The organism is Methyloceanibacter caenitepidi (genome assembly GCF_000828475.1).
GTDB lineage: Bacteria > Pseudomonadota > Alphaproteobacteria > Rhizobiales > Methyloligellaceae > Methyloceanibacter > Methyloceanibacter caenitepidi.
In genome coordinates, this window is the sequence record NZ_AP014648.1 from 2422592 (window position 1) to 2448175 (window position 25584).

General features: G+C 62.7%; 27 protein-coding genes. 10 read left to right on the forward strand and 17 right to left on the reverse strand.

Annotated features, from left to right (window positions below):
* Nucleotides 1-33: 33 nt before the first annotated feature.
* The 3 genes from GL4_RS11390 to GL4_RS11400 form a co-directional block, all read right to left on the reverse strand.
* Entirely contained in the window at nucleotides 34-960 is a 927-nt protein-coding gene (locus GL4_RS11390) for a hypothetical protein (protein ID WP_156137542.1), read from the reverse strand.
* A 93-nt stretch (nucleotides 961-1053) separates the two neighbouring features.
* Nucleotides 1054-1713: a DUF7847 domain-containing protein gene (locus GL4_RS16800; RefSeq protein ID WP_052464411.1), complete on the reverse strand. Its 660-nt coding sequence runs from the start codon at nucleotides 1711-1713 to the stop codon at nucleotides 1054-1056.
* A 119-nt stretch (nucleotides 1714-1832) separates the two neighbouring features.
* A complete protein-coding gene (locus tag GL4_RS11400) occupies nucleotides 1833-2492 on the reverse strand; it encodes a DUF7847 domain-containing protein (protein WP_045367636.1) in 660 nt (219 codons plus the stop codon).
* 251 nt (nucleotides 2493-2743) lie between these two features.
* Between GL4_RS11400 and GL4_RS11405 the strand changes: the two genes are divergently transcribed.
* Nucleotides 2744-4051 (forward strand): ABC transporter substrate-binding protein, encoded by a 1308-nt coding sequence (locus GL4_RS11405; RefSeq protein WP_052464413.1) that lies wholly within the window; start codon nucleotides 2744-2746, stop codon nucleotides 4049-4051.
* 2 nt (nucleotides 4052-4053) lie between these two features.
* Here GL4_RS11405 and GL4_RS11410 read toward each other — a convergent pair whose 3' ends face one another.
* Nucleotides 4054-4866 carry a quinoprotein dehydrogenase-associated putative ABC transporter substrate-binding protein gene (locus GL4_RS11410; RefSeq protein ID WP_045367638.1) on the reverse strand — a complete coding sequence of 271 codons (813 nt, stop codon included), beginning with the start codon at nucleotides 4864-4866 and terminating at the stop codon, nucleotides 4054-4056.
* Between the two features lie 231 nt (nucleotides 4867-5097).
* Entirely contained in the window at nucleotides 5098-5652 is a 555-nt protein-coding gene (locus GL4_RS11415; protein ID WP_045367641.1) for a M48 family metalloprotease, read from the reverse strand.
* Nucleotides 5653-5894: 242 nt separating this feature from the next.
* On the opposite strand from GL4_RS11415, the gene GL4_RS11420 reads away from it, so the two are divergent.
* The 4 genes from GL4_RS11420 (at nucleotide 5895) to GL4_RS11435 (ending at nucleotide 9629) form a co-directional block, all read left to right on the forward strand.
* Nucleotides 5895-6170, forward strand: a complete 276-nt coding sequence (locus tag GL4_RS11420; RefSeq protein WP_045367643.1) for a hypothetical protein — start codon at nucleotides 5895-5897, stop codon at nucleotides 6168-6170.
* A 150-nt stretch (nucleotides 6171-6320) separates the two neighbouring features.
* Nucleotides 6321-8537, forward strand: coding sequence for a CHASE2 domain-containing protein (locus GL4_RS11425; RefSeq protein WP_045367645.1), 2217 nt, complete (start codon nucleotides 6321-6323; stop codon nucleotides 8535-8537).
* A 60-nt stretch (nucleotides 8538-8597) separates the two neighbouring features.
* Entirely contained in the window at nucleotides 8598-8990 is a 393-nt protein-coding gene (locus GL4_RS11430; protein ID WP_045367647.1) for a DUF3307 domain-containing protein, read from the forward strand.
* A gap of 105 nt (nucleotides 8991-9095) precedes the next feature.
* On the forward strand, nucleotides 9096-9629 hold the full coding sequence (locus GL4_RS11435) for a flavodoxin domain-containing protein (protein WP_052464415.1): 534 nt from the start codon (nucleotides 9096-9098) through the stop codon (nucleotides 9627-9629).
* Here GL4_RS11435 and GL4_RS11440 read toward each other — a convergent pair.
* Together GL4_RS11440 and GL4_RS11445 are read right to left on the reverse strand one after the other, a co-directional pair.
* The gene (locus GL4_RS11440; RefSeq protein ID WP_045367652.1) at nucleotides 9626-9919 is read right to left on the reverse strand and encodes a cytochrome c family protein; all 294 of its coding nucleotides are present in this window, start codon (nucleotides 9917-9919) and stop codon (nucleotides 9626-9628) included. The genes GL4_RS11435 and GL4_RS11440 overlap by 4 nt on opposite strands.
* 138 nt (nucleotides 9920-10057) lie before the next feature.
* A complete protein-coding gene (locus GL4_RS11445; protein ID WP_156137543.1) occupies nucleotides 10058-10324 on the reverse strand; it encodes a hypothetical protein in 267 nt (88 codons plus the stop codon).
* Nucleotides 10325-10519: 195 nt separating this feature from the next.
* On the opposite strand from GL4_RS11445, the gene GL4_RS11450 reads away from it, so the two are divergent.
* Nucleotides 10520-11335: a GGDEF domain-containing protein gene (locus GL4_RS11450; RefSeq protein ID WP_156137544.1), complete on the forward strand. Its 816-nt coding sequence runs from the start codon at nucleotides 10520-10522 to the stop codon at nucleotides 11333-11335.
* A 76-nt stretch (nucleotides 11336-11411) separates the two neighbouring features.
* Here GL4_RS11450 and GL4_RS11455 read toward each other — a convergent pair whose 3' ends face one another.
* The 4 genes from GL4_RS11455 to cutA form a co-directional block, all read right to left on the reverse strand.
* Nucleotides 11412-13565, reverse strand: a complete 2154-nt coding sequence (locus GL4_RS11455) for a SulP family inorganic anion transporter (protein ID WP_156137546.1) — start codon at nucleotides 13563-13565, stop codon at nucleotides 11412-11414.
* Between the two features lie 214 nt (nucleotides 13566-13779).
* Nucleotides 13780-14613 (reverse strand): leucyl/phenylalanyl-tRNA--protein transferase, encoded by an 834-nt coding sequence (locus GL4_RS11460; RefSeq protein WP_156137548.1) that lies wholly within the window; start codon nucleotides 14611-14613, stop codon nucleotides 13780-13782.
* 148 nt (nucleotides 14614-14761) lie between these two features.
* Entirely contained in the window at nucleotides 14762-16255 is a 1494-nt protein-coding gene (glpK, locus tag GL4_RS11465; RefSeq protein WP_045370012.1) for a glycerol kinase GlpK, read from the reverse strand.
* A gap of 12 nt (nucleotides 16256-16267) precedes the next feature.
* Complete coding sequence (gene cutA, locus GL4_RS11470) at nucleotides 16268-16606, reverse strand: divalent-cation tolerance protein CutA (protein ID WP_045370014.1); 339 nt, start codon at nucleotides 16604-16606, stop codon at nucleotides 16268-16270.
* A 168-nt stretch (nucleotides 16607-16774) separates the two neighbouring features.
* On the opposite strand from cutA, the gene GL4_RS11475 reads away from it, so the two are divergent.
* Nucleotides 16775-17545, forward strand: coding sequence for an NAD kinase (locus GL4_RS11475; protein WP_045367662.1), 771 nt, complete (start codon nucleotides 16775-16777; stop codon nucleotides 17543-17545).
* On the opposite strand, the gene GL4_RS11480 is transcribed toward GL4_RS11475, so the two are convergent.
* Nucleotides 17539-18138, reverse strand: a complete 600-nt coding sequence (locus GL4_RS11480) for a flavin reductase family protein (protein ID WP_045367665.1) — start codon at nucleotides 18136-18138, stop codon at nucleotides 17539-17541. The two genes, GL4_RS11475 and GL4_RS11480, sit on opposite strands and share 7 nt — an antisense overlap.
* 41 nt (nucleotides 18139-18179) lie before the next feature.
* Complete coding sequence (locus GL4_RS11485; RefSeq protein WP_045367668.1) at nucleotides 18180-18752, reverse strand: nitroreductase family protein; 573 nt, start codon at nucleotides 18750-18752, stop codon at nucleotides 18180-18182.
* 232 nt (nucleotides 18753-18984) lie between these two features.
* Between GL4_RS11485 and GL4_RS16805 the strand changes: the two genes are divergently transcribed.
* On the forward strand, nucleotides 18985-20730 hold the full coding sequence (locus GL4_RS16805) for a vWA domain-containing protein (RefSeq protein WP_052464419.1): 1746 nt from the start codon (nucleotides 18985-18987) through the stop codon (nucleotides 20728-20730).
* Nucleotides 20731-20745: 15 nt separating this feature from the next.
* Here GL4_RS16805 and thrS read toward each other — a convergent pair whose 3' ends face one another.
* The 4 genes from thrS to GL4_RS11520 all read right to left on the reverse strand — a co-directional run bounded on the left by thrS (nucleotide 20746) and on the right by GL4_RS11520 (nucleotide 24079).
* Nucleotides 20746-22692, reverse strand: a complete 1947-nt coding sequence (thrS, locus tag GL4_RS11505; RefSeq protein WP_045367677.1) for a threonine--tRNA ligase — start codon at nucleotides 22690-22692, stop codon at nucleotides 20746-20748.
* Between the two features lie 119 nt (nucleotides 22693-22811).
* Nucleotides 22812-23132, reverse strand: coding sequence for a membrane protein insertion efficiency factor YidD (yidD, locus tag GL4_RS11510; protein ID WP_082025629.1), 321 nt, complete (start codon nucleotides 23130-23132; stop codon nucleotides 22812-22814).
* A complete protein-coding gene (locus GL4_RS11515) occupies nucleotides 23129-23608 on the reverse strand; it encodes a cupin domain-containing protein (protein ID WP_045367680.1) in 480 nt (159 codons plus the stop codon). The genes yidD and GL4_RS11515 overlap by 4 nt, the downstream gene beginning before the upstream one ends.
* A 9-nt stretch (nucleotides 23609-23617) precedes the next feature.
* Nucleotides 23618-24079, reverse strand: a complete 462-nt coding sequence (locus GL4_RS11520) for an iron-sulfur cluster assembly scaffold protein (protein ID WP_045367682.1) — start codon at nucleotides 24077-24079, stop codon at nucleotides 23618-23620.
* 205 nt (nucleotides 24080-24284) lie between these two features.
* Here GL4_RS11520 and folE point away from each other — a divergent pair, with 205 nt between their 5' ends.
* Nucleotides 24285-24935, forward strand: a complete 651-nt coding sequence (folE, locus tag GL4_RS11525) for a GTP cyclohydrolase I FolE (protein ID WP_045367685.1) — start codon at nucleotides 24285-24287, stop codon at nucleotides 24933-24935.
* 37 nt (nucleotides 24936-24972) lie between these two features.
* Entirely contained in the window at nucleotides 24973-25449 is a 477-nt protein-coding gene (gene hisI, locus GL4_RS11530) for a phosphoribosyl-AMP cyclohydrolase (RefSeq protein WP_045367688.1), read from the forward strand.
* Nucleotides 25450-25584 lie beyond the last annotated feature (135 nt).

Consider the following 25584-nt stretch of genomic DNA (forward strand, 5'->3'; position numbering starts at 1 on the left):
TGGAGTTGCGGCTAACGTCACGCCAACGCAGACTCACGCCGATGCTCCCGCCGTGCTCGGGGATGTCTGCGCTGCGTTGCCTAGCAGCGTGACATAGGCATGAGCGAAACTCAGCTGGCCGAGCAAGAATACGAGGTCGAAACAAATCCACTTCAGGGTGAGGGCGGCAAAAATGACCACCCTGCCCTCCAACGGTACCTCGTCCCAATAGAATCCAAGCATACGGACAACCACCCCCACAACCGTCCAGAAGACGACCATGCCGAGTAGCCGTCCGCGACTTCCTTTGGTCATGCGGATGCTCTCTCTCATGGCCTCAATCGGCCCGAGATTCCGGTCGATCACGAGCAAACCCGGGAAGGCCAGAAAAACTCTGGTGACGAAGTATGGGATAAGCATCGCGGCAAAGCAGACGAAGCCCCAATGTGTCGAATTCATAATCTCAGCGGGGCTCCACCCGACTGCACCGAACACGATAGCCGGGAAAGCATATGTTCCTGGCGATAGCGAACCCCAACCGATGAAGTCAAACACAATGAGCCATGGTGCAAGACTCATCGTGTAGGTGTGCTCTAGGTCCCACGCAGAAAAGAGTGCAGCAACAACCGAGACACCGCTGAGTTCTGCCAACCACCAGACAATCCAAACGACCGCGAACGACCAATAAGGATGTGGCCGGAAGAGCGCCCTCAGCCGGCCCGCGTCCAACCCGCCACAAACATGCAGGCAAAACACGAGCATCCCCATGGAAACGAGGATCCCGGTAGCCTCGTAGAGGAGCATGCGCCACCACGCTAAGGGATGCAGGGGGAAATCAGTCGCATTGTCGATGTGTTCAATAATTCTGCCTGGCAGTTCGTACGCAACTGAGATCACCAGTGCGGCCGCCAAAAACAAAGCCGGACGCCCCATGAACATCGTCCAGCTCGATTGAATTGACGACTTGGCTGAAAACCGCATGGGCGAAGCTTAGCGCAACCTCTAATTGTACAGAAGCGCTATGTCAGGGATGTATGTCGCGCACATGCTTCAGGGGCACGAGATGCTTTAGCCTCAGGCCGCCAGCCGCGCGTCCGCTGCCTCGGCGTTGTCAAGCCTGCCCGACAAGGCCCGGTAGGCATAGGCCGTGGCGAGCCCCACAATGGGCACGGCCACGAGAAGGCCGAGCCCAAGGGCCAATACGCCGAGAGCCAGGATGAGCGCTGTGAGGACGGCGAACCCGAACAGCGGCCAGCGGTTGCCCTTGGTCATCTCCATGCTCGTCTTCAGCGCGTCGAGCGGCCCCAAGCCGCGGTCGACGACGAGGAAACCGGCGAACATGAACAGCACCATCGCGATCAGACCCGGCACGATCAGCAGGACGAGACCGAAGCCGATCGCCAGCGACGTCAGAAGCGAGGTGGCGAAAAACTTCCAATAGAATGCCGGATGCCAAAGGGCAGAATACGCCACGCCATCCGGATCGTCGTGGGCGGCCAAGAAAAAGGCGACTGCCCCCTCAATGATCAAAGCGCTCAGCGCGAGATTCACGAGGTTCGACACAATGGTCGGCTCCTCGAGGGTGCCTCCCGTCAATCTGTTGACCCCGCTGGTAACGCCGACGTTCAGGACGTTCGCCACAAGCAGAATGGCGGCGGCGCCAACGAAGAACCAGGGGCGCTTCTTGAACGTGTCCCAGCCAAACTGGATTGCAGTCGTAGGTGAAAACCCCATGAGCACCACCTAGCTCCGTTGCGTGACGGCCCGCCAAGGCAGACTGAACAACACTCACTGCTGATGTTGTAGGGGGATCGCGACCTGAGTCAGAGTCCCCGCCGCCCCCGCCCGTGGCCTCAGATATCGAGCCGCGCGTCCGGTGGCGCAATCCGCGCCGCATGGCCGGACAAGAGCCGGTAGGCATAGGCGAAGGCGATGCCGACGATCGGCGCCGCCACGAGAAGCCCGACGCCGAGCGCAAGTACACCCACGAAGATGATCAGCAGGCAAAGGAGCAGGAAGCCGAACAGCGGCCAGCGATTGCCCTTGGTCATCTCCATGCTCTCTTTCAACGCATCGACCGGGCCCAAGCCGCGGTCGATCACGAGAAAAGTCGAAAACATGAAGAGAACCATGGCGATCAGCCCGGGGACGATCAGCAGTACCAGCCCGATACCCACGGCCAGCGAGGCCAGAACGGACGTGGCGAAGAACTTCCAATAGGGGCTCGGATGCCACAGGGTCGCAAATTCGACCCCATCTGGATTGTCGTGGGAGGCCAGGAAAAAGGCCGTCATACCCATGCTGATCAGCACGCCCAGCAAGTAGCTGACGAGATTGCCGAGGATAGTCGGCTCCTCATACGAGCCACCCGTAATGGTGTCGACCGCGCCGCTGACGATGCCGACGGCAATGTTCGCCACCGCCAGGATCACCATCGCGCCAATGAAGAACCAGGGACGCCTCTTGAACGTCTCCCAACCAAACCGAATTGCGTCGCCGGGTGAGAACTGCATAGAGCCAACCTATCACTTCCGCGCCCGTTTTTTGGAAAAGGATCGCCGTTCTCCAACAGAATCCACAGTTTCCTTAGAAGCGTGAACTATCCCTCAGGATTGCCACTTAATCCCGCCGCTGTTTCCAACTTGCCATCCCATTGTTGCCATTTGTAGCATGCCGAAAAAGAACACGGCCCCTCTGAAGACGCCGCCGGCAAGGGGTGGACTGTGATCTGAGGAAACGCTCGCCCGGCGGCCAAGGCCCGATCATGCGCATCGATACGCTTCCGGTAGGTCTCGCCCGTGCGGTCGCGATTGCCGCTATCATGTTTCTCGGGTTGGCGGCCGGCCCCGCATCAGCCGCCGACAACAACGAACCCGCCCAGCAGAGGGAGGGCGGCGTCGCTATTCGGCTGCCGCAGTCGCCCCCCATGACGCCGGTCGATATTGGCTACATCCGCGAGGAGGTTGCCGGTCCGCGGCCCGCCTCGCGCCTGGACATCGAGCCGGACAATGCGGGCATCGCCGGCGCCGAAATGGGCGTCAAAGAGAACAACGCCGGCGGCCGTTTCATGGGGCACCTCTACGGGCTGGATGTCGAGACGGCTTCATCGCCCGAGGAAGCGGTCGAGGCGCTTAAGAAGCTCTCCGAGTCTGGTCACAACTATATCGTGGTCGACGCTTCGGCGCCGACGTTGCTCAAGCTGTCCGATTGGGCGGCGGACAAGGACATCCTGCTGTTCAATATCCGCGCCGAGGACGTTTCCCTGCGTCAGGAAGATTGCCGCGCGAACGTCATGCATGTCGTGCCGGATCGCTACATGCTCGCCGACGCCCTCGCGCAATATCTCGTCAAGATGGGATGGACGGACTGGCTCGTCGTCCACGGCTCTACGGACGCCGACAAAGCTTACCGCGACGCGGTCGTGCGCGCGGCCGAGCGCTTCGGCGCCAACATCGTCGACGATCGCGAGTACATCGACGTGTCCGGCGGACGGCGCGACAGCGTCGGGCCTATTCCTCCGGCGAAGCCCCACAAGGAAGCCAATGCCAACCACCAGATGGTCAAGCCGGTCGACTACGACGTGATCGTGGTGGCAGACGAGAACCAGACGTTTGGCCCCCTGATACCCTATCGCGGCGGGGGGCAGCCGCGGGTCGTGGCCGGTACGACAGGCCTGACGGCCACCACCTGGAGCCGTGGCCACGAGAAATGGGGCGCGACTCAAGCGAACAACAATTTCGAGAAAGCCAACAACCGGCTCATGCTGCCGATCGACCACATGGCCTACGTGGCCACGCGGACAATCGGAGAAGCAGTGACCCGGAAGCCCAAGAACGACTTTGAAACAGTCTCGGCCTTCATCCACGGGCCTGACCTGCAGCTTGCGCCCTTCAAAGGCATCAAGCAGCAGTTCCGGCCTTGGGACGGTCAGTTCCGCCAGCCCATTCTAATCGCGACCGAGAAGGTGCCGGTGTCCGTATCACCGCAAAAGGGCTTTCCGCATGCGAGCCACCCGGAGATCGAAGTCGACACGCTCGGCATCGACGAGCCGGAGAGTAAATGCAAGATGTAGGCTTATTGAACGGCCGGCGCGGCGCCTTCCGTCGTCAGAAGGTGCCCCTCCCGGTCTAGAACCGGGACATCGTAGTCCTCAAGGATCGCTAGGATCTCGTCCGCGTTCTCGGCCAGGACCTTGTTCACCTGATGCTTGAACTGAGGTTCGTTCGGACGAATGCCGAGCGTGATTGGATAAAACGTCGCCGGCCCCGCGCGCTCCTTTACCAACGGCACGACGTTCAGAGGGACATCGGAAAGAGCGGCGTAGTAGCCGCCGATGGGTCCCCAAAGAAGCCCCGCATCGAGCTCTCCCGAAACGATCTCCGCAATCATTTTTTGAGCAATCGCGGACTGACTCTCACCGGAGCGCGCGTCGAACGGTTTGGCATTCGCGATCAGGCCGTGCATGGCAAGGATGCTCGCCGGCGGCGTGCGCGCGACGAGCCCGATGCGCTTCGATTTGAGCCTTGGATCCGACAACGAGATTACGCCGTCCAACGCCGCATCGTCGGCGCGCGTAATAAGAACGTAGGATGCGTAGTAGTAAGGGTTCGAATCTTCGATCAGCCCCGTGCCTTGCGCATAGCCCATCACCATCGCGCAGGCGTTCTCTCCGACCGTATTCGGGACGTAGCCGGTGTCCTCCGGGAACCATGTGTAGACGAGTTTGAGGTCCAGACGGTCGGCAATGAGCTTGGCAAGCTTGTTTTCAAAGCCTTCCCCCTTGTCGTTCGAGAACGGCATGTTGTCGGGATCGGCGCAAACGCGCAGGACGCCCGCCTCCATGGCGCGCGCTTGACCGGCGGCACACACGAACACGACGGCCAGCACAACGGCCGCCCAAACTGGACCGCCCCGCCGCGCAGCCGCGCTCCTCGTTCGTGATCGAGCTTTGCTCAAGGGCGTTCCTCTGCCGCGCGTCCTGCGCTGTCTCCTCTGTCCGGGCCGGATCGACCAGCCGCGCACGCGTCGAAGTAAGTCAGGGTTCGAGACCGTCTTAAACGACGACTGCAATCCCGGAGCAAGGGCAACCTCTGGGAACCGGCGCCCCTTTGCTTCGGTTTATGGGTCGACCCCTGCGCAACGGCGGATGTTGTCCACCCGTTCCAAACCTGTCGGGTAGTACGCACCGGTGGGGTTGTCGCCGAATTCGGCCATCGCAACCGACCCGGCGTCGATACCGTCATCCTCGCGCCGTTCGCGGAGAAGGCGCACAGCGCAGCAGTCGGCCTCGAGTTCCATGCGCTTCAACGCTGGGGCTATGTAATAGAAGGCCTGCGGTCCGACATGACCCAGCCCCTTCTTGGCGTTCGCCACATGGCCGAGCGTGTGGTGGCAGCACTCATGCGCCAACAGAAATCGGCTGTAACTCGGCTGATCCCGCAGCGTCATGGCGTTGACAACGATAACGGGACGCCCGAGGCGATCCGTCATGGAGGAGGCTTGCTCCTCGACTCCGCGGAGCTTGTAGGTCCGGATGTTGCAGTAGGGATTGTCGACCTCCGGCAGGAAACGCCCCGCCCGGGCCGGCGACGATGGCTGAGAAACAATAAATGCGACCAGTGCGGCCGGAAGCACGGCCACGAGGACGACCGGCAGCCGCGAGAAAACCAGCATTCTTCTTCTATCGCGCCCGGCACCCCACAAACCGGGCAGCCGGCGGACCGGCCATCTGATTTGGCGCATTTGGCGGATATTAGCGGAAACTGGCGCCTCGCACGATAAATACTGCGTTATTTGGGAACTGTGACGTTCGTCACACCCCGTACAAGGCCACGTTGATCCTGGTCATGCCCCCCACCATATACGGCAGACCCCCAACCGCCGATCGGCGATCTTTCGCCCCGGAGGACCCGACGATGATGACCGAACTGATGAAGCAGCTGACCCTTTCCGTCTTTGGCCTCGTTCTTGGCGTGGCCGTTCTCGCCGCCAACAGCAATCCGGCCATGGCCGACCGCGGCAAGGCCTACTGGATCGACGGCACGCCGCGCTATTCCAACGAGCCGACGGTGATCAAGCGGAAATCCAAGTCCGCACAGACCGCCAAGGCCAAAGACAAGTTTCAGAACAATCTCAACTTCGAAACCGAAGCCGTCTGGCGCAACCTGCGCCCGAACTGGTTCTCCGACTAAAGACAGCTGAAACGCCCCGTATCGGGGCGTTTCGTTTTTTGGACTGCCCGTCCGCGTACCGGCGCGCCAATTGACAGGCCCGTATCAGCCGATAGGGTCTGGCCGCTGCGGGCCCCTCGCCCGGCCGAAAACGACGGAATTACGAGCGGGATGGGTCCACGCCTTCTTTATAGCCTCATCATCGGGGCCGCGATTCTGGCTTCCCTGGTGCTGCGCGTCTGGGACCCCACGCCCGTGGCCCGGCTGAGATCCCTCGTCTTCGACTCCTACCAGCGCCTGGCTCCCCTCAAGTTCGACCCGGAACTGCCGGTCCGCATCGTCGATATCGACGAGGAGTCGCTGCAACGGATCGGCCAATGGCCCTGGCCTCGGACGGTCCTGAGCGACCTGTTGGCCAAACTGCGCGATGCCGGCGCCGCCACGGTCGGCTTCGATATGGTGTTCCCGGAACCGGACCGGATGTCCCCGGCCAATGCCGTAAAGTTCTGGCCTCAGTCGGACCAGCTCACCCAGCTCAAAACCGAGCTCGACGCGCTTCCCTCCAATGACGAGATTTTCGGCGAGACCATCGGCACGGCGCCGGTCGTGATGGGCTTCATCGCTTCGCCCATGAACCAGCATGCCTTGCCCGAAGCCAAGGCGGGCATCTCCTTCGGCGGCGACGACCCGCGCCTGTTCGCGCCCCACTACCCCGGCGCGACGTCGAGTCTCAAGGAACTGCAGACCCCCGCGGTCGGCGCCGGCGCGCTCAACTGGGTCCCGGAATACGACCAGATTATCCGGCGCATGCCCATTCTCGTGACCCTCGACGAAACGCTGTATCCGTCTTTTTCCGCCGATCTCCTGCGCGTCGCCCAAGGCGCGTCAACCTATGTGGTCAAGTCCTCCGGTGCGAGCGGCGAGAAGGCGTTTGGCGAGCAGACCGGCATCGTCAAGGTCCGCGTCGGCGATTTCGAAATTCCGACCGATGCGAACGGCCAAATGTGGCTCCATTTTTCGCCGCAGACCCGCGATCGTTATCTGCCGGCCTGGAAGATTTTGAACGGCGAGCTGGGTGAAGAAGCGATCGCAGGACGCATTCTTCTGATCGGCACCAGCGCCGCGGGCCTGCTGGACCTTCGTGCGACGCCGCTCGAAGCCTCCGTACCCGGCGTCGAACTGCACGCTCAGGCCGTGGAACAGATCATCCGCGGCAGCTACCTCATGCGGCCCGATTTCGCGACGCCGGCGGAACTACTTTATATCCTCGTCCTCGGCCTCCTGATCGCCGTGCTGATCTACCGGGCGGGGGCGCTGGGCAGCGCCGTGCTCGGCGGGCTCGCCGTGGCCTTCGTCGTCTGGCTGTCGTGGCACGCGTTCAACAGCTGGGGATGGCTGGTCGATCCGGTCTATCCGACGATCGCCTTGACGGCGATCTATCTCACCGGCTCTTCGTTCGTCTTCTTGCGGACCGAGCGCGAACGCAATCGCGTGCGCAACGCCTTCTCGCACTACATGGCTCCCGCTCTCGTGGAACGGTTGGCGGACGATCCCGAGCGGCTCAAGCTCGGCGGCGAGAATCGCGACATGACGCTTCTCTTCAGCGACGTGCGCGGTTTCACCACAATATCGGAGGGGCTGGATGCGGAGGAGCTCACCCGCTTTCTCAACGACCTGTTCACGCCGCTCAGCAACATCATCCTCGACGAGGAAGGCACGATCGACAAATTCATGGGCGATGCGTTGATGGCCTTTTGGAACGCGCCGCTCGACGACCCCTACCATCCCGGACACGCCTGCGCCGCCGCGCTTCGCATGGTCGACGAGATGGCAGTTCTGAACGAGCGCTGGCAGAAGGCCGCAGAGGAAGCCGGCCGTGAGTACAAGCCCGTGAAGCTCGGCATCGGCCTGAACACGGGCGTTTGCTGTGTCGGCAATCTCGGTTCGGAAACGCGGTTCGACTATTCGGTTATCGGCGACAACGTGAACGTCGCTTCCCGCCTCGAGGGCCAGTCGAAGACCTACGACCTCGTGATCATTGTCGGCGAGGAGACTGCGGCCCGCGCGCCGGATTTCGCCTTCCTCGAACTCGACCTGTTGAAGGTCAAAGGCAAGACAGCGGCCACCCGCATCTTCGGTCTGCTGGGCGACGACGCCGTCCGGCAGAGCGAGGCCTTCGGAGCTCTCGCCGCCAAGCACCAGGACTTCCTGTCCAAATACCGCGCTATGGACTGGGACGGCGCCAAGGTGCTACTGGCCGAATGCGAAACATTAGGCGGCGACAAGCTGAAAGGTCTTTACGCGCTCTATCGCCAGCGCATCGATGCATTTCGTATCACGCCCCCGCCGGACAATTGGGACGGCAGCACGCAAGCAGCCTCCAAATAATCCATTCGAGCAGCCCATCCACCAACGCAATACGCCAAACGCCTACAGTCGAACGTTCCTATGCCTAAGATTGCCATTCTTTGCCTCGCCGCGATCGCCATCTTGATGATCAAGCACACCGTGGCGGACTTCTTCCTTCAGACCCCATTCCAATACTGCAACAAGGGGACGTACGGTCATCCGGGCGGCTTCGTGCACGCGGGGATTCATGTGGCGCTGACGCCGCTCGCGTATCTGGTGCTGGCCCCCGCCTCCTTGATGCTGGCGCTCTGGATCGCGCTGGGAGAGTTCGTCGTCCACTACCATGTGGATTGGGCCAAGGAGCAGTTCGGCCGCCGTATGAAGGCGACGCCGCAAACGGCGAACTATTGGCATGCGCTCGGCCTCGACCAGCTCGCACACGGCCTGACCTATGTCGGCATCGTCGCCGCGCTCGTCTGGGCAATGAGCTGAACCGCAGACAGAACGTGTGCCCTGGGCAGCGCCCGGCCCGAATTGTATGCTCAGCGCCGCGATTGGTTCGTCCAACGGTGAACGAGCGGCTGCGGGAGGCACATCGTGAATGTATTGATCGTCTATGGAACCACCGAGGGGCAAACGCGGAAGGTTGCCGAGCACGTGGCCAAGGACGTGTCCGATCGGGGACATGCCGTCGAAGTGCTCGACGCCGCCGAGTCGGATGCCAACGTTGACCTCAATGACTTTCAAGCCGTAGTACTCGCGGGGTCCGTGCACCAAGAACAGCACCAAAAGGCCGTCAAAAACTTCGCGACCGCCCACAGCGAACAGCTGGATTCGTGCCCGTCGGCGTTTATTTCGGTCAGCCTGTCGGCAGCGCTGGAGGAAACCCGGCCCGAGGCGCAACGCTACGTCGATCAGTTTGTCGAGCTGACCGGATGGCAGCCGCGCATGACTCTCCTATTGGGGGGAGCCGTCCGCTTTACCGAGTACGACTATTTCCAGGAGCAGGTCGTGAAGTTCATCGTCATGAAGCGGGGGCTGGCCGCCGAGGACGGAGGCGATCGCGAGTTCACGGACTGGAGCGCTTTGGACGCTTTCGTCGACGAGTTTCTCGAACGCGCCGCGAGCTAACGGTCGCTGGCGAAGTGGTAGAACTCGTCGTTCAAATATTTGAGCAGGTCCCGCGTTTCGTCCGCCGAAAACTCGGCGTTCGCCATATGACTGCAGCTGGATAGTTGCTCCCTCAACTGATCCAGAGACTGAACGGCGCGGTCCGAGCGCGAGAGAACGCTCGTGTCGTGGCACTCCGTGCAATGCGTGTCGTACAGACGCTTTCCGTTGGCGCTGTCGCCCGGTAGCGATGAGGCTTGCGCCATTGACACGAGCAGCATTGACGCCAACACGCTCAGAAAGCTTTTCATCGCTTACCTCCAGGGTTCTTGTGCAAGCCCCCAATCGGCTTCCCGCTGCGCAGGCCGAACGATGCGGCCTAAGGGCGTGACCAAGACCTGACCGGAATGCCTTGCGCGGAAAGTCGAGGCGCCTATGCCGGCGTAGACTTACCAGCCGCGCCAATAGCGGCGCGATTGCCGTCTGAGATACCGCTTGGGCACACGGTAGACGGTGTACCCTTGCGGATAGTCGTTGCCGTCCCTGAATCGCGGATGCTCGTTCCGGTATTGGAGATAGTCGTCACTATGCCGGGGATATACGTAGCCATAGGGCGGTCCGACATAGACTCGGACCCGCCCCGCCGACGCCGTGGCCGGCACAAGCGCCGTCAGGAAGAGCGCGGCGCCTGCAATGAGTAGTGGTGATTTTGTCATCGCGTTGCTCCGATCGCAAAGACAGAGCATCTCACTGGCATCACAGACTGTCAAAGCAACCGGCTTTGGGGCCGGTTTTCAGGCGCTAGCGCTGCATCCCAAAGCACACCCTTGACTTCCTGCGGCATTGCGGGCTTCACGGTAGTATCTTCAACTCTACCGCCGCTCGGCTCAACCGCTCGGGAGAGTTCCATTGTGACGACACGCGGACTCAGACCGTTGATACGTTCCATCGCCGACAATCCACGTCCGAGCATACAGGACGCCCTGCTCCTCGCCAGCGTCTTGCTCGTGGGGGCACTGCTCGCGCTACAATACAACCTCTTCTGGTTCAGCGCCGAGCTTTCCGACCCCCAGCGCAAGATCTCGCTTGCCGAGGCAATGGCGCTCACCGTCCTGCTCGCTTTGTGCATTTGTGCCTTCGCTGTCCGGCGGCTGCGCGAGGTCAGGTATGACACGGCGCGCCGTGCCGTGACGCGATCTCAGATGCGGCAGCTGCGCACGCTTGCATCCCATGACTCCCTGACGGGGCTCGCAAATCGCCGCGAGTTGGATTCGGCTCTGGCGGCGGCGATCGCCTCCGCGGCCAGTGGACGGAGGCACGCGTTTTTCATGATCGATTTGAACGGCTTCAAACGCATCAACGATGTTTATGGGCACGCCATGGGAGACCGCGTCCTGCAAGCCGTCGCCGGGCGATTTCAGTCCGCGGCCCGGCCAAGCGATCTGCTGGCGCGGCTCGGCGGCGACGAATTCGCCCTCCTCTCCTATGATGTCGATCACGACACCGCCCGCGCCATTGGTCAGCGCATGATGGCCACGCTGGACAGCGAGATTCGGGTCGGCGGACGCTCCCACGAGCCCAGCGCCTCGATCGGCGTGGCGCTCATTCCCCAAAATGGCTCCACGCCGGAGGAGATTATCCATCACGCCGATATCGCGATGTACCGGGCGAAAGGCGAAGACAAGACCGCGCTCGTGTTCTTCGAACCGCCGGCCGCGATTAGCTGACCGGCCGCCGGCGCCGTTTTGAGCGCGCGGACAGGTGCCCATGGTCCGGCGCGGCGGCTGTTGGCAAGCTCCAAGCCTAATGCAGAGCGGATATCTCGCGGTTGGCGAAATCGAGCCGGTCGGACAAGAGCCGGATAATGAGCTTGTGCAGAGACGCCGCTGCACCCGGATCTTCGTCCTGCATCTTGTCGAAGGACTCGCGGGTCAGGATGTAAACGACGCTCGCGCTCTCCGCGACCACGTTCGCGCCGCGCGGCACGTCGCGGTAGAAACCCATTTCGCCGACGACCGTATGACCCAGCATACGCCGTAGACGGATGGACCGCCCGTATTCGCCTTCAATCGTGATCGCGACGCACCCTGATGCCTGGAACACGACGGAGTCCGACGGCTCCCCCTGCCGGAAGAGAACGGCGCCACTATCCAACTCACGCCGGGTCATATAGGGCTCGACCCGCTCGAAGGTGATATCCCCACCGAGTTCGTTCTGCAGCCAGGTCTCGAAGGTGTGCGAGGATGCTTCGCCGACCTCGTGATACAGCAACACCATGTCCTCGCACCATTCGACCGCGTCGTTGCGGGTCGGGAACGCCTGATGCGGCCGGTCCGTACCGAAAAATCCAGCGCCCAGGAACGCGGCGTGCATGGAATCGCTCAGCCCACTGAAGACGAGCGTGACGTCACGCTCCTCGCAATAGTTGCGCAGCTTGACGAGGCTCAAGACGGCCGACGTGTCCAGACCCTGCACTGCGCTGAAGTCGAGCACGATATAGCCGACCGGTTTCTCTTTCTGCTCCTCGATCTCGCGCCGGATCCGCTCGAAGAGCCCGTTCGAGGATCCGAAGAAGATGAAGCCGGACAGCCAGAACACGTGGACGCGCTTGCCTTCCTCCTGGAGGAGGCGCGCTTGCTCCGGCGAACGGTCCACGCTGCTAGACAGCTCGTAGCGGGTCAGGTGACGGCGGATCACGCCGATCCGGCTGTATGAGAGCGCGAACAGCAGGCAGGCGCCGATGACGCCCAGCACCACGCCCACCAGATAGCCGAAATAGAGAATGACGAGCGCAATCGCGATGGCGAGCGCAAGGTCCGTGCGCGACCGCTGCGCCGGCGAATGCACGAGCGCTTCGATCAGAATCATCGTGCCGAGATAGGCCAGCATGCCGCCCAGGATCGCCTTGGGTACGAAGCTGCCCACATCGGCGCCGGCGAACAGCACCAAGCCGCACACGACCGCAACCGACACACCGCTGATCCGCGTCACCGCGCCCGCCTGTTGCAGCAGCAGGCTGTTGTTGAGCGACAGATTGCCGGCCACGCCGCCGAGCACGGAAGCCAGCACATTGGCGAGCCCGTTGGTGCGAAACTCCTTGTCGAGATCGGCGGATTTCTGCCTGGCGACTTCGAGGCTCGAAACGTCGAGCAGCATCGATATCGCCGTCACGCCGCAGACGGCGCCGATTTCCGCACTGCTCAGCGCCATGACGCCCCAATCGATATCGTGGGTCGACAGAGCGCCGATGGGCCACCAGAGCTGCAAGGCGCCGACGGCCGCCAGATACCAGTCCGCCTGGGTGTCAGGGTCGGCCACGAACCACATCAGAATGGCATTCAACACGACAAGGAAAACGACGAAGGCGATGGGCAGCGTCAGATAGTCGTCCATCCAGCGCTTGAGCAGGACGATGAAGAAGGCGAAGGCGAGCCCCACGGCGATCTGCGGCGCGAAGCGCATATCCGCCATGACAGCCCAGCTCGACGGCGACAGAGTGAGGTTGCTGCCGGTGATGACTTCGACGCCGCCGGTGATGAGCAATAACCCCGATGCGGCCAAGAAGCCGCCGATCACCGGAAACGGAACGAAGCGCAGCCACTGACCGAGCTTCAGCCCGCCGAGCCCGAACAACACGGCGCCGGTGAGAAACGTGCTGACCGTGATGGCGACCATTACGTTGATGATCATCGTTTCGGTGTCCGCGCCCTTCGCGGCGAGCCCCGCGGCCACCGTGGTTGCCAACACGCTCATAACGGCGACGGCGGGCGTATCGGGCCCCGCATCGGCGGGAACGAGCGTCGTGGTCAGGGACACGACGACGCCGGTCACCATAGTGCCCATGATGAGCGCGGCCAGTCCGAGCGGGAATCCGGCGGCGATAGAGCCTTGGAAAATTAGGGCGCTGAACGAGATGCAATAGGCGATGTTGACGATCGCCGAGATCGTCCCCGCCATGGCGTCGCGCCCGAGCGTTGCGACGTCAATGTTCTGCGGGCGCTTGGGCGCCAAATTTTCCAGTAAAGACAAAGGCGTATCGGAAATTCACGGGGTTGAATTGTGACCGATCATGGCCGGGCGATACGACAATGCAAGCAAAAACGCCCTCGCCCGCACATTCTTCGGCACAAAGCGATGAGCAGGCGCGTTTCGCGGTGATCCGCACAGACGATTAGGCCGACGGATGCAGCGTGTCGTTGCCGCTCCGGCGCGATTGACCGGTCGCCTTGCCCGTCCCGGCATAGCGCGGATTCCAATGAGCGGCATCGAGACCCGTTTCCACGCCCCACTTGCCCACCCGGCTTGGATGAAGCACGGCCTTGGACAAGAGCCCGTTGAAGGCGAAGCGGGGCACCGCTACGAAACCGAGCTGGCTGAGATGTCCGCGCATGCGCTTGCCGTCGTTGAGCGTGAAGCCCCAGTGCTGCAAATGACAGCTCAACGTCACGAAACCCACATTTGCCGCATCGCGCTCCCGCGCGAACAAGCCTTCGGTGAAGAACGCCCGTCCGATCGCAAGTCCGAACAGACCGCCCGCGAGGCGGCCGCTGCGGTCCCAAGCTTCGACCGAGTGCGCATAACCTGCGCGATGCAGTGCCGTGAAGACCTCGACTAGCCCCTCCTCGACCGCGCAGCCGCGAAGCACCGCCGCGAAGTCCGTGTCGAACGTGACGCCATAGGCCTGCGTCTGCAGCAAACGCCAGACGCGCTGTGAAATGCGGACGTTCTCGGGAAACGACACGGCGCGCTCGGCGGGAGCCCACCACTTGTTCTCCTGGGGATAGAGCCCTTTCGCGTAGGCCGCGACCATGGTGGGCACGTCGAGCGACGAACAGCGTCCGGCCTGCCCTTCGGGCTGACACAGCGCCTTCTCCGGATCGGGCAGGCGCGGACCGAAGCCCACGAACTGTTTGGCAAGCAAGACCAAAGCCGCCGGCTTGCTGTAAAGCCCGGACGTGACAAGGCTTTCTGAGACCTGCTTGAGGACATTCTGTCTCGCGGACACGGGCAACTCCAACGCAATACTCGATGACGCGCGCGGCAGCGATCACAGGCCACCACCTCTCGCATCAAGCTTGCCCGCAAAGGATTCCCAAGGCGTTAACACTCGCCCGGGCCTTGGAATCCAAGCCTGATGGGATAAGAAATCGCCGCTACGCTCTTCCGCTACGGACCCTGTCCACGGCTTCGAGCCAGCCGGCGTAGCGCGCTTCACGCTCGCGCTCGGCCATCTGCGGCTCGTACCGTCTGAACGGCTCCCACGTCCGTGCAAGCGCCGCATCGTCGCCGTAAACGCCAGCCGCCTGACCAGCGAAATAGGCGGCGCCGAGGGCTGTCGTTTCAGCGATCGGGGCCACTTCGACCTCTTCACCGAGAATATCGGCGAGCCGCTGCATGGCCCAGCCATTGGCGGTCATCCCGCCGTCCACACGCAGCACACCGGTCTCGCCGATCCCCGCCCCGGCCATGTCCTGCCGCATGGCGCCCAGCAGGTCGCGGGTCTGAAAGGCGACCGACTCGAGCCCGGCGGCGACAATGTCGGCCTTGCCCGAGGCACGAGACAACCCGACGATGGCCCCCCGTGCTCCCGCGTCCCAGACCGGTGCGCCGAGCCCCTGAAACGCCGGCACCAGATAGACGCCGCTGTCGGGATTGGCCTCCTTGGCCAGGTCTTCGCTATCGGCAGCTTCCGCGATGAGCCCGAGATTGTCGCGCAGCCATTGAATGGTGGCGCCGGCCATGAAGATCGACCCCTCCAAAGCGAACGTGCGCGCGCTGTCCAACTGCCACAACACCGTGGACAACATGCGGTTGACCGAGTTCAGCTGCCTGTCCCCGGTATTGGCGACGACGAAGCAGCCGGTTCCGTAGGTCGCCTTGATCATGCTGGGGCGAACGCAGGCCTGGCCTTTGGCGGCGGCCTGCTGATCGCCCGCAACGCCGCGAATTGGCAGCACCGTACCGAATGCGTCCGCAAGCGCCTCACCGAAGTCGCCGCGATTGTCGCGCACCTCGGGCAAGATGCCGGCGGGAATACCGAGCCGGTCGAGAAGCTTGGGGTCCCATTGACCTTTGCGGATGTCGAACAGCATCGTGCGGGCCGCGTTCGTCGCATCGGTCACATGCAGGGCCCCGCCCGTCAGCTTGAAAAGCAGGAAGCTGTCGATGGTGCCGAAGCAAACCTCGTTGCGCTCAGCCTTTTCGCGTAGCCCCGGAACGTTCGCCAGGAGCCAAGCCATTTTGGTGGCCGAGAAGTACGGGTCGATCAGCAGACCCGTGGTCTCCGTGACATGCGCGCCCCACCCTTCCCGCTCGAGCTCTTCGCAAAGCGGCGCCGTACGCCGGTCCTGCCAAACGATGGCATTGTGGAGCGGCTCGCCGGTCGCGCGATCCCACACCACGGTCGTCTCGCGTTGGTTGGTGATCCCGAGCGCGGCGATATTCGATGCGCCAACCTCGCCGATAACCGCGCGGCAGACCTCGCGAACCGCCTTCCAAATTTCGTTCGGATCGTGTTCGACCCAGCCCGGTTTCGGAAAGATCTGGTTCAACGGCCGCACCGCCGATGCCCCCGGACGCCCCACCTCATCGAAGGCGATCGCCCGCGTGCTGGTGGTTCCCTGATCGATGGCCAGTACGTGCCCCATGAGGCCCCCCACCTATGTGTTGGTTCCTTGCGTTTCCCGAACGATCCAAGCGCAGTACTCGGCGCTTCCGCCTTCCGTCGGCAACACAAGCAGTGCCGGCAGGTCGTAAGGATGCAGCCGCTTGACCTCGGCCATGACCTGCTCCGTCAGCCCTTTGCGGGTCTTGATAATCATGGCGACCTCCTCAGCCGTCTCCCGCGCGCCTTCCCATTCATAAATGGAGACCATGCCGGGGAACACGTTCACACATGCCGCAAGCCGCGCGTCGACCAGTGCGCCGCCGATGTTTTTGGCTTCGTCGATGCTGGGAAAGGTCGCGTAGATCAGAACCGGAAGATCGGTATCGTCCATGTTGGCTCCCTTGCCGCCCTTCTGAAGAGGCGTTTCGTCACTGTCCCACGTCACGCAAGACGGCGATACTCGTTAAGCCTCCGTCGTAAGTGGCACTTGCACGACATTAACACCACAGCTTTAGTGTGGCCTCCCTCAATGGGCGGTTGGATGCACAACAGACCTGTCATGGCCGATTTCGAAAAGATCGCCTTCGTGGCCAGCGAGACGCGCGATGCGGAAGACGCATACGCTGCGCTCGTCAAACGCTATGGCAATGTGCCGCCCAAGGACGCAGATGCAATCGTCGCGCTCGGCGGCGATGGCCTGATGCTTCAGACCATGCATGACCACCTTCACAGCAACATCCCGATCTACGGCATGAATCGGGGCTCGGTGGGCTTCCTGCTCAACGACTACAAGGAGAACCGGCTGAAGGAGCGTTTGGCCGCGGCGGAGATCACCGTCATCCATCCACTGCGCATGGTCGTCCGCGACCGTAACGGGGAAACGCACGAAGCCCTTGCAATCAATGAAGTCTCGCTGTTCCGCCAAATCCACCAAGCGGCCAAGCTCAAGATCGGTGTCGATGGGACCACGCGGCTGGGCGAGCTGATATGTGACGGCGTCCTGGTATCAACGCCGGCCGGCAGCACGGCCTACAACCTGTCCGCCCACGGCCCCATTCTACCGATCACGGCGCCGCTCTTGGCCCTGACACCGATCAGCCCGTTCCGGCCCCGGCGATGGCGCGGTGCGCTCCTGCCCAACGAAGCGCGCGTCTTGATCGAGGTTTTGGAGCACGACAAGCGCCCGGTCAGCGCCGTGGCCGACCACACCGAATTCAGGAATGTGGTGGCGGTGGAGATCGCCGAAGCGAGCGCGATCGATATCTTCATGATGTTCGATCCCGGACATACGCTCGCCGAACGTATCCTCGCCGAACAATTCGATTACTGAGAGCCGCCGAGCTCGAACACCTCGTCGATCACCGCGTAGTCCTGATAACCCAGCCGGGCGATCGGGCGCAGCTTCGTGACGTCGACCCGACCGTCGACCAGAGCGTCGTCGTCGATATGGATGCCCACCACTTGGCCCAGCACGATGGCATGGTTTCCCGGCCCTCCGTCCACGCCCGGAAGCTCGATTGTCCGCCAGTACCTGCATTCGAAGGCAACCGGCGATTCAGCCACCCGGGGCGGCGCGACGATGGTGGACGGCGCGGGGCTGAGGCCGGCCAACACCATCTCGTCCACGTGAGGTTCCACGTGCTTCGACGTCCGGTTCATCGCGTCGCGCAAATCGTAGGTGGCAAGCGAGCACACGAACTCGCCCGTCTCCTCCGCGTTGCGCTGACTGTCCTTGCGGCCCCCCGACGAGAACATCACGAAATGCGGATTGGTCGAGACCGCGTTGAAGAAGCTGTAGGGCGCGAGATTCACGACCCCTTCCGCGTCCAGCGTGGAAATCCACCCAATGGGCCGCGGACTGACGAGCGCCATGAAGGGGTCGCGGGTAAGCCCGTGGGAATTGGAGACTGCGTCGTAGAACATGATGCCTACCGTAAAGCCGGTCTAAGCCAATTCAACATCGATCAGGGCTGCCACGCCGATACGATCTCGTCCAGCGCCGGACGCGGCCTCTCGTCCGGTTTACCATCGGCCGTGCCAATATAAACGAAGCCCGCAACCTTCTCATTCTCCTGAAGGCCGAGCGCCTGCCGCACCCCGACGCTGTAGGCGCACCATTCCGTCACCCAGTTGACCCCGAAGCCGAGCGCACTGGCTGCCACGACGAGGTTCTGGCAGGCGGCGCCGGCCGACAGGACTTGCTCCCATTCCGGCACCGGCGACGGAGACGTGATGCGGGAGATCACGGCGATCACAAGCGGCGCGCGCAGGAACCGCTTCGCCTCCATCTCCAAGCGAACGGCGCTCGAGGCCGGCTCTTCCTGACGGCAGATGTCGGCCAAGACGCGTCCGAAGGCCTCCCGGGCATCTCCTTGAAAGAGGATGAAACGCCAGGGCACCAGCTTCTTGTGGTCCGGAACCCGGGCTGCGGCGGTCAGGATTCTATCGAGCTGGGCCGAATCCGGACCGGGGTCACCGAGGGCATTAGCCGACACCGACCGGCGGGTCAGCAGATGTTCGATCGTAGGTTTGGACATAATATGCGCTGTGTTGGCTAAGGGCCCGGTGCATATCGCGAAACGGCTGCGCTAACAATGGGGCCAATTGGACTGCCGTACAGGGAGCGTCTTCCAAAAATCGGCCTCATTCCGCGTCAATTTACAGGAGTGGGTCGCCGACAAAGCCTATACTGGGCCGGCGTAGGGAAGCGAATTCTGAAAGAGAATCGGTATGCGGGGACAGGTCCTAGCGGCGCGAAGGCTTTTGCTTTTGCCCGTTCTCGTCTTCGGCGCCGTGCCAGCGGCGGCCGAAGAGCCTGCCGTGCCCGCCTCCCAAGCCGCCGTGATCGTGGTCGACGGCTCCCAAGGCATGACCGAGAAGGTCGGTGACAACGCAAAGATCGACAGCGTCACCGGCGTTCTATCCAAGGCAATCGCCACTCAAGGCGAGAAGCGAGCCCTCGGGCTTGTCGCCTTCGGCCATCGCGAAGCCTCGAGCTGTACCGATATCGAAGCCCTTGCCAAGCCCGGCGAGTTGAAAGCCTCGACCGCCGACCCGCTGCTCGGCAAGGTCACGCCGAAAGGCCAAGCGCCGGTTGCCGCTTCCGTCGAGGAAGCCGCCAAGCTTGGATCTGACGGACAACCGCTCAACGTCGTTCTGATCGCTGGCGGCGCGGATACCTGCAAGGCGGATCCTTGCGCGATGGCTCGGACGCTAAAGGAGCAACAGAAGGATCTGCGCATTCACGTGGTGGGCTTGAGCACGCAGCCGCAAGACATCCAACCGCTCGCCTGTATGGCCGAGGCGACCGGCGGAAAATTCGTCGCCGCGACGAACGAGCAAGGATTCGACGTTGCCCTCGGCGCCGTGTTCGCGGCGATCGATGCACCCGTCGCCGCACCGGCGCCCCCTCCCGTCGCGGCCGCGCCAGCAGCGGCCATGCCGCCGAGAACGTCGGCCGCGCCGGCAAAGTCCCCACCGTCGAAATCCAGCGGCATCAACACTGTCAACACGGCCGAGAGCATCATTGAGGTGCTGCCGCCTGCTCCCATCCCGACACCGCCGGCCCAACCTGTCCCGGTCTCGTTCCGCGCCCTGGCGACGGAAGCTGGTCCGCGGCTGCGATCGGGCCTCATTTGGAGAATTTTCCATGCCGAGGCCGAGGCCGATGGCGGGTTCAAGCTCATCAGCACCCACCGCGAAGCCGCCCCGTCCATGACCCTGCTGCCGGGCGAGTATCTCGTGAACGCCGCTTACGGCCTTTCCAATCTGACCAAGAAGATCCGGGTCGAGGGCGGAGCGGAGAAAAAAGAAACTTTCGTTCTCAATACGGGCGGTTTGACGTTGAAGGCCGTGCTGGCCACGGGCGAGGACTGCCCGGAGGGCGACGTCGATTTCGACATTCAATCGGACGAGATCGATCAGTTCGGGAAGCGCGAAACGATCCTCGCCGATGCCGCGCCGAACAAGGTCGTGCGCCTCAATGCCGGCGCCTATCATATCAACAGCCTATACGGCGATGCGAACGCCAATGTCGGCGTCGACGTGACCGTCGAACCGGGACGCATCACGGAGGCGACCATCAAGCACACCGGCGCGAAAATAACCTTCCGGTTGGTTCAGAGCCGCGGCGGCGAAGCCTTGGCGGACACGGAATGGCAGATCCTCACATCCGCGGGCGACACCGTGAAAACCACCGTGGGCGCTCTCCCGACCCATATCCTCGCCGCCGGCAACTACGCGGTGATCGCAAAGCACGGAGAGAAATCCTACTCGCGCAAGTTCACCATCGAGCCGGGCAACGACAAACAGATCGAAGTCGCGATCGAGGATGGGCCTACGTCGGCGAAGGAGCTCCAGGTCCTGCTGGAACCGCCGGAAGCGCCGCGCCCCGGTACGAGCGGCTACGCCGGACCGCCGCCGGCGGGTGCCTTTGGCGTCGACGGATTCTCGAACCCCGCCGACCCCAATGGCCCGCTTCTAAACCCGGGCGCTTTGCTGCGGCCATCGCGCTAGGGCAATCGCCGCAGACTAGGCTGCTTTCGCAGCACCGTCCGACGGCTTGGCATCGGGCGGAACCGACTCGGCCTCGATCATCGCCACCGCATCGTCCAGGCTCATCACTTCCTGTTTTTGCGAACCGAGACGGCGCACGGAGACCGTGCCCTCCTCTGCCTCGCGCTTGCCGGCGACCAGAATGACCGGCACCTTGGCCACGGAATGCTCGCGGACCTTGTAGTTGATCTTCTCGTTGCGAAGATCGGCTTCCGCGCGCAGCCCCGCCGCCTTGAGCCGCTCCAGCACCGTTTGCGCATAGTCGTTCGCATCGGACACGATCGTCGCCACGACGGCCTGCACCGGCGAGAGCCAAAGCGGCAGATGGCCAGCATGGTGCTCCACGAGAATGCCCGTGAAGCGCTCCAGCGACCCGAACATGGCGCGATGGATCATGACGGGGACCGTCTTCTCTCCGTCGGCGCCGATATAGTACGCCCCAAGCCGCTCCGGCATGTTCAGATCGACCTGGACCGTGCCGCACTGCCAGTCACGCCCGATGGCATCGCGCAGCACGTATTCGAGCTTTGGTCCGTAGAAGGCGCCCTCGCCCGGGTTCAGCTCGTATGACAGGCCCGCGGCCTCAACCGCGCGCTTCAGCGCGGCCTCGGCCTTGTCCCAGACTTCGTCCGCGCCGACGCGCTTCTCGGGACGGTCGGAGAATTTGATCCGCACATCCTCGAATCCGAAATCGCGGTAGATCGAGAGAACCTGCTCATTGAGCTTCACGCATTCCTCTGTGATCTGATCTTCCGTGCAGAAGATATGCGCATCGTCCTGCGTGAAATGTCGAACCCGCAACAGACCATGCAGCGCCCCCGACGGCTCGTAACGGTGCACCTTGCCGAACTCGGCGATCCGCAACGGAAGGTCGCGATAGCTCTTGAGGCCGTTCTTGAAGATCTGCACATGGCCGGGGCAGTTCATGGGCTTGCAGCAGAACACGCGATCGTCCGGCGTTTCGGCGATGTACATGTTCTCCTGGAACTTCTCCCAATGGCCCGACTGCTCCCAGAGCGTGCGTTCCATCATGTCGGGTGAATTCACCTCGACATAACCCCACTCCTGCTGCCGACGGCGCATATAGCCGATCAGCGCCTGGAACAGGGACCAGCCCTTGGCATGCCAGAACACAGCGCCCGGAGCCTCCTCCTGGAAGTGGAACAGGTCCATCTCGCGCCCCAAGCGGCGATGGTCGCGCTTCTCGGCCTCCTCCAACTGATGGAGATAGGCCTTGAGGTCGTCCTCGTTCGCCCAGGCCGTGCCGTAGATGCGCTGAAGCATCGGGTTGTTCGAATCGCCGCGCCAATAGGCGCCCGCGATCTTGAGCAGCTTGAAGCCCTTCCCGATGCGGCCGGTCGTATCCATATGCGGGCCGCGGCACAGGTCGAACCAATCGCCCTGGTGATAGATCTTGACGTCCTCACCCTCGGGAATCGCGTCGACGAGCTCGACCTTGAAGTGCTCACCCTTCTCAGCGAAGACCTTCTTGGCTTTCTCGCGGCTCCAAACCTCCACCGTGAACGGGTGATTGGAGGCGATGATCTGCGCCATCTTCTTCTCGATGACCGGCAGGTCTTCGGGCGTGAACGACTCATCGCGTGCGAAGTCGTAATAGAACCCGTTTTCGATCACCGGACCGATGGTGACTTGCGTGTCCGGGTAGAGCGCTTGGACGGCTTCGGCCATCACATGCGCCGCGTCGTGACGGATCAGCGTCAGCGCCTCCGGATCGGTGCGCTTGACGATGCGGATGTCGCCATCGTTCTGGATCGGCTCGCCGAGATCGCGGATGGCGCCGTCGACCACGACCGCGACCGCGTTTTTCTCGAGCGATTTGGAGATTGAGGCGGCGACGTCGCGCCCCGTGACTCCGGATTCGAAGTCGCGTGCGGAACCATCGGGAAACTTTAGGGAAATCATAGCGTCTCTCCTCTCAATCCTGCGTACGAGCGCAGGTAAGATGGAATGGTTGGGTAGGCGGCGGGTTCTAACGGGAATCGCAGGCGAAGTCACCCGTCTTGTCACCCGTATCTAGCTATTCAGGCCCCGATACGCCACCGGCCGTAGCGCCAGGGCGCGAAGGGATGGCGTTCCGTGCGGCTATCCGGCACCGGATCGTGCCCGTGGCTTCCCAAGGGGTTGCAGCGGCACAGCCGCGCCAGGGTCAGCCACCCCCCTTTCCAAGCGCCGTTCAGATCGATGGCTTCGCGCGCGTAGTCCGAGCATGTAGGCAGGTGGCGGCAATGGCCGCCGACCAGCGCGGAGAAGGTGTAGCGATAGGCCATGATCGGGGCGAGCATCACCGCCTTCGCGATCTGCCGCCCCCAAACCCGCGGGATCCATGTCGAAGGCGGGTTCATGGGATTGGTGTGCCGTCCTTGCGCGTAAACGCGAACGCCCCGGTTCCGTCGCGGCGGGCTTTCATGTCGATGTCGCTGTAATGCGCCGTTTCTTCACGCGCTCGCGTGCCGACTTCGAGATAGACGACGGAAGCGTCGCTCCTGTTCACCAAATGATGCCCATCCGGCTGGCCCGCCGGGAAGCCCGCCGCCGTACCGGCCTCCAGCGTCGACTCTCCATCGTCGGTAATCAGCGTGGCCGTTCCCTCGAGGATGTATACGAACTCGTCCTCGTTTTCATGCCAGTGACGTTGTGAGGACCACGCGCCAGGGGCAAGCGTGACCAAATTGACGCCGAATTGGTTCAGCCCAAGAGCGTTGCCCAGTGCTCGTTTGATCCGCCCGGCGACCGGCTCGTCGAACGGGGCCGGGTAGATGCTGCCCGTCCGCGCCGAAACCGCCATCGCCTCGATTTTGGTGGGCTTCGTGTCGCTCATGTCTCGTTCTCAAACGGACGGCTGTTCGGCCGCGACGCTCATGGCCTCGATCTGACCGATGGCATCTTCGACCGCATCGAAGACAAGAAGCGTCGACGGCTGACGGGCCTTGTAGTCGCGGACGGACTCGAGGAGCGCCAAATCTTCCCAGCGGCCGGTGGGAGGCGGACCGCCCTGCTTCAGCATCGCGCGCATCGCAGCACCGACCGCACGCAATTCCGTGGCGGTCGAACCGACGATCTCGCGGCCCATCACAGACGCAGCCGTTTGACCGAGGAGGCATGCCCGCACCGTCTGCCCGTAGCCGGTGACGACATCGCCATCCATCACAAGGTCGACCTCGACCGTGCTGCCACAGAGTTTCGAGTGAGCCCGGGCCGTCGCCTGCGGCGCGGCCAAGCGCTCCGTCCGGGGCATTGCCGCAGCCAGGGCAAGCAATCGATCGCTGTAGATGTCCTCTGGCCGCGTCATGAAAATCCTCTTTGGAAGTGCTGCACGTGTTGCTCTGGTTCCCGCCTCGGGTTGCAGGCGGGTGATACGCACTATATATGCTCGGAGGAAATTATCTTCTACGCGCCCGTTGCCGCGCTGCCGCACCTTGCGTCATTCGCCTTGCGGGATCTTTCTCTTTGAAAGAAAATCAAGCGCTTAGACAACCGGAAGGATCTGTCACGTCATGGCTACGAAGACCGACACACGTCCAGGGCGGAAGCTCTATGCGGGCATCGAGATTGGCAAGGGACCGCAGATCACCCGTCCTTCCCGCGAGGAAGCGGAAAGGGCCGTGCGGACCTTGATCGCCTACGCCGGCGATGATCCGGAGCGCGAGGGCCTGCGCGACACGCCGAAGCGCGTTGTCGGCGCCTATGACGAGTTTTTTGCCGGCTACAAGGACGACCCGATCGAGGTGCTGTCCCGGACGTTCGACGACGTCGGCGGCTATGACGACATCGTCATGCTGCGCGACATCGAGCTGAACTCCCATTGCGAACACCATATGGTGCCCTTCATCGGCAAGGCGCATATCGCCTACTTCCCGACCGATCGGGTCGTGGGTCTCTCCAAGCTTGCGCGTGTTGTGGAAGTGTTCGGCCGCCGCCTGCAGACGCAGGAGACGATGACGGCGCAGATCGCGGAGACGATCGATCGTGTGCTGAAGCCGAAGGGCGTCGCGGTGATGATCGAGGCCGTTCATCAGTGCATGTCGATGCGCGGTGTGCGCAAGCCGGGCGTCGCCACCATCACGACGCAGTTCACCGGCGTCTTCAAGGAAGACCCGGCGCAACAAGCCCGTTTCATGCAGTTGGCGGTGGATCGCGGACGCTAGAAGAAGCGCGCGATAGCCGCAATAGGAAGACTTTGCGGTGACCGACGCTCAAAGGTTCCCGACAATCGCGGATAAGACCGAGCTCGAGGAAGGCGACACGTTTGCGCCTGCTTTCGACGCCGACGGTCTGGTGCCGGCCATTGTGACGGCGGCGGAGACCGGCGAGGTCTTGATGTTCGCCTATATGAACGACGAGGCCTTGGACCGCACCATCGAGACCGGCGAAGCTCATTTCTGGTCCCGCTCGCGCAAGGCATTGTGGCGCAAGGGCGAAACGAGCGGGAACACGCTCCGCATTGTAGAGATGCGGGTCGACTGCGATCAGGACGTGCTCTGGCTGACCGCCGAAATGACGGGCGCCGGCGCGTGCTGCCATACGGGCCGTGTCTCGTGCTTCTACCGCCGCGTCCCGTTCGGCAAGGCGGCCGGCAGGAAACTGGTCATGGTGCACACCGACCGTCAGTTCGACCCGGCCGAGGTGTACGGCGACCCCTCGCCCAAAACGAAACCTTAAATACCACGCGGTACTGTTCCAATTGACTCGCGGCACGGGTTGCGGTTCGAGCCGCGTTGGCGCACGTCTTGCGGTAACGTGCTTGCAGCGTTGCGGCGTGTCGATACGGGACCCATATCTCCCGTAAGAGGCTTT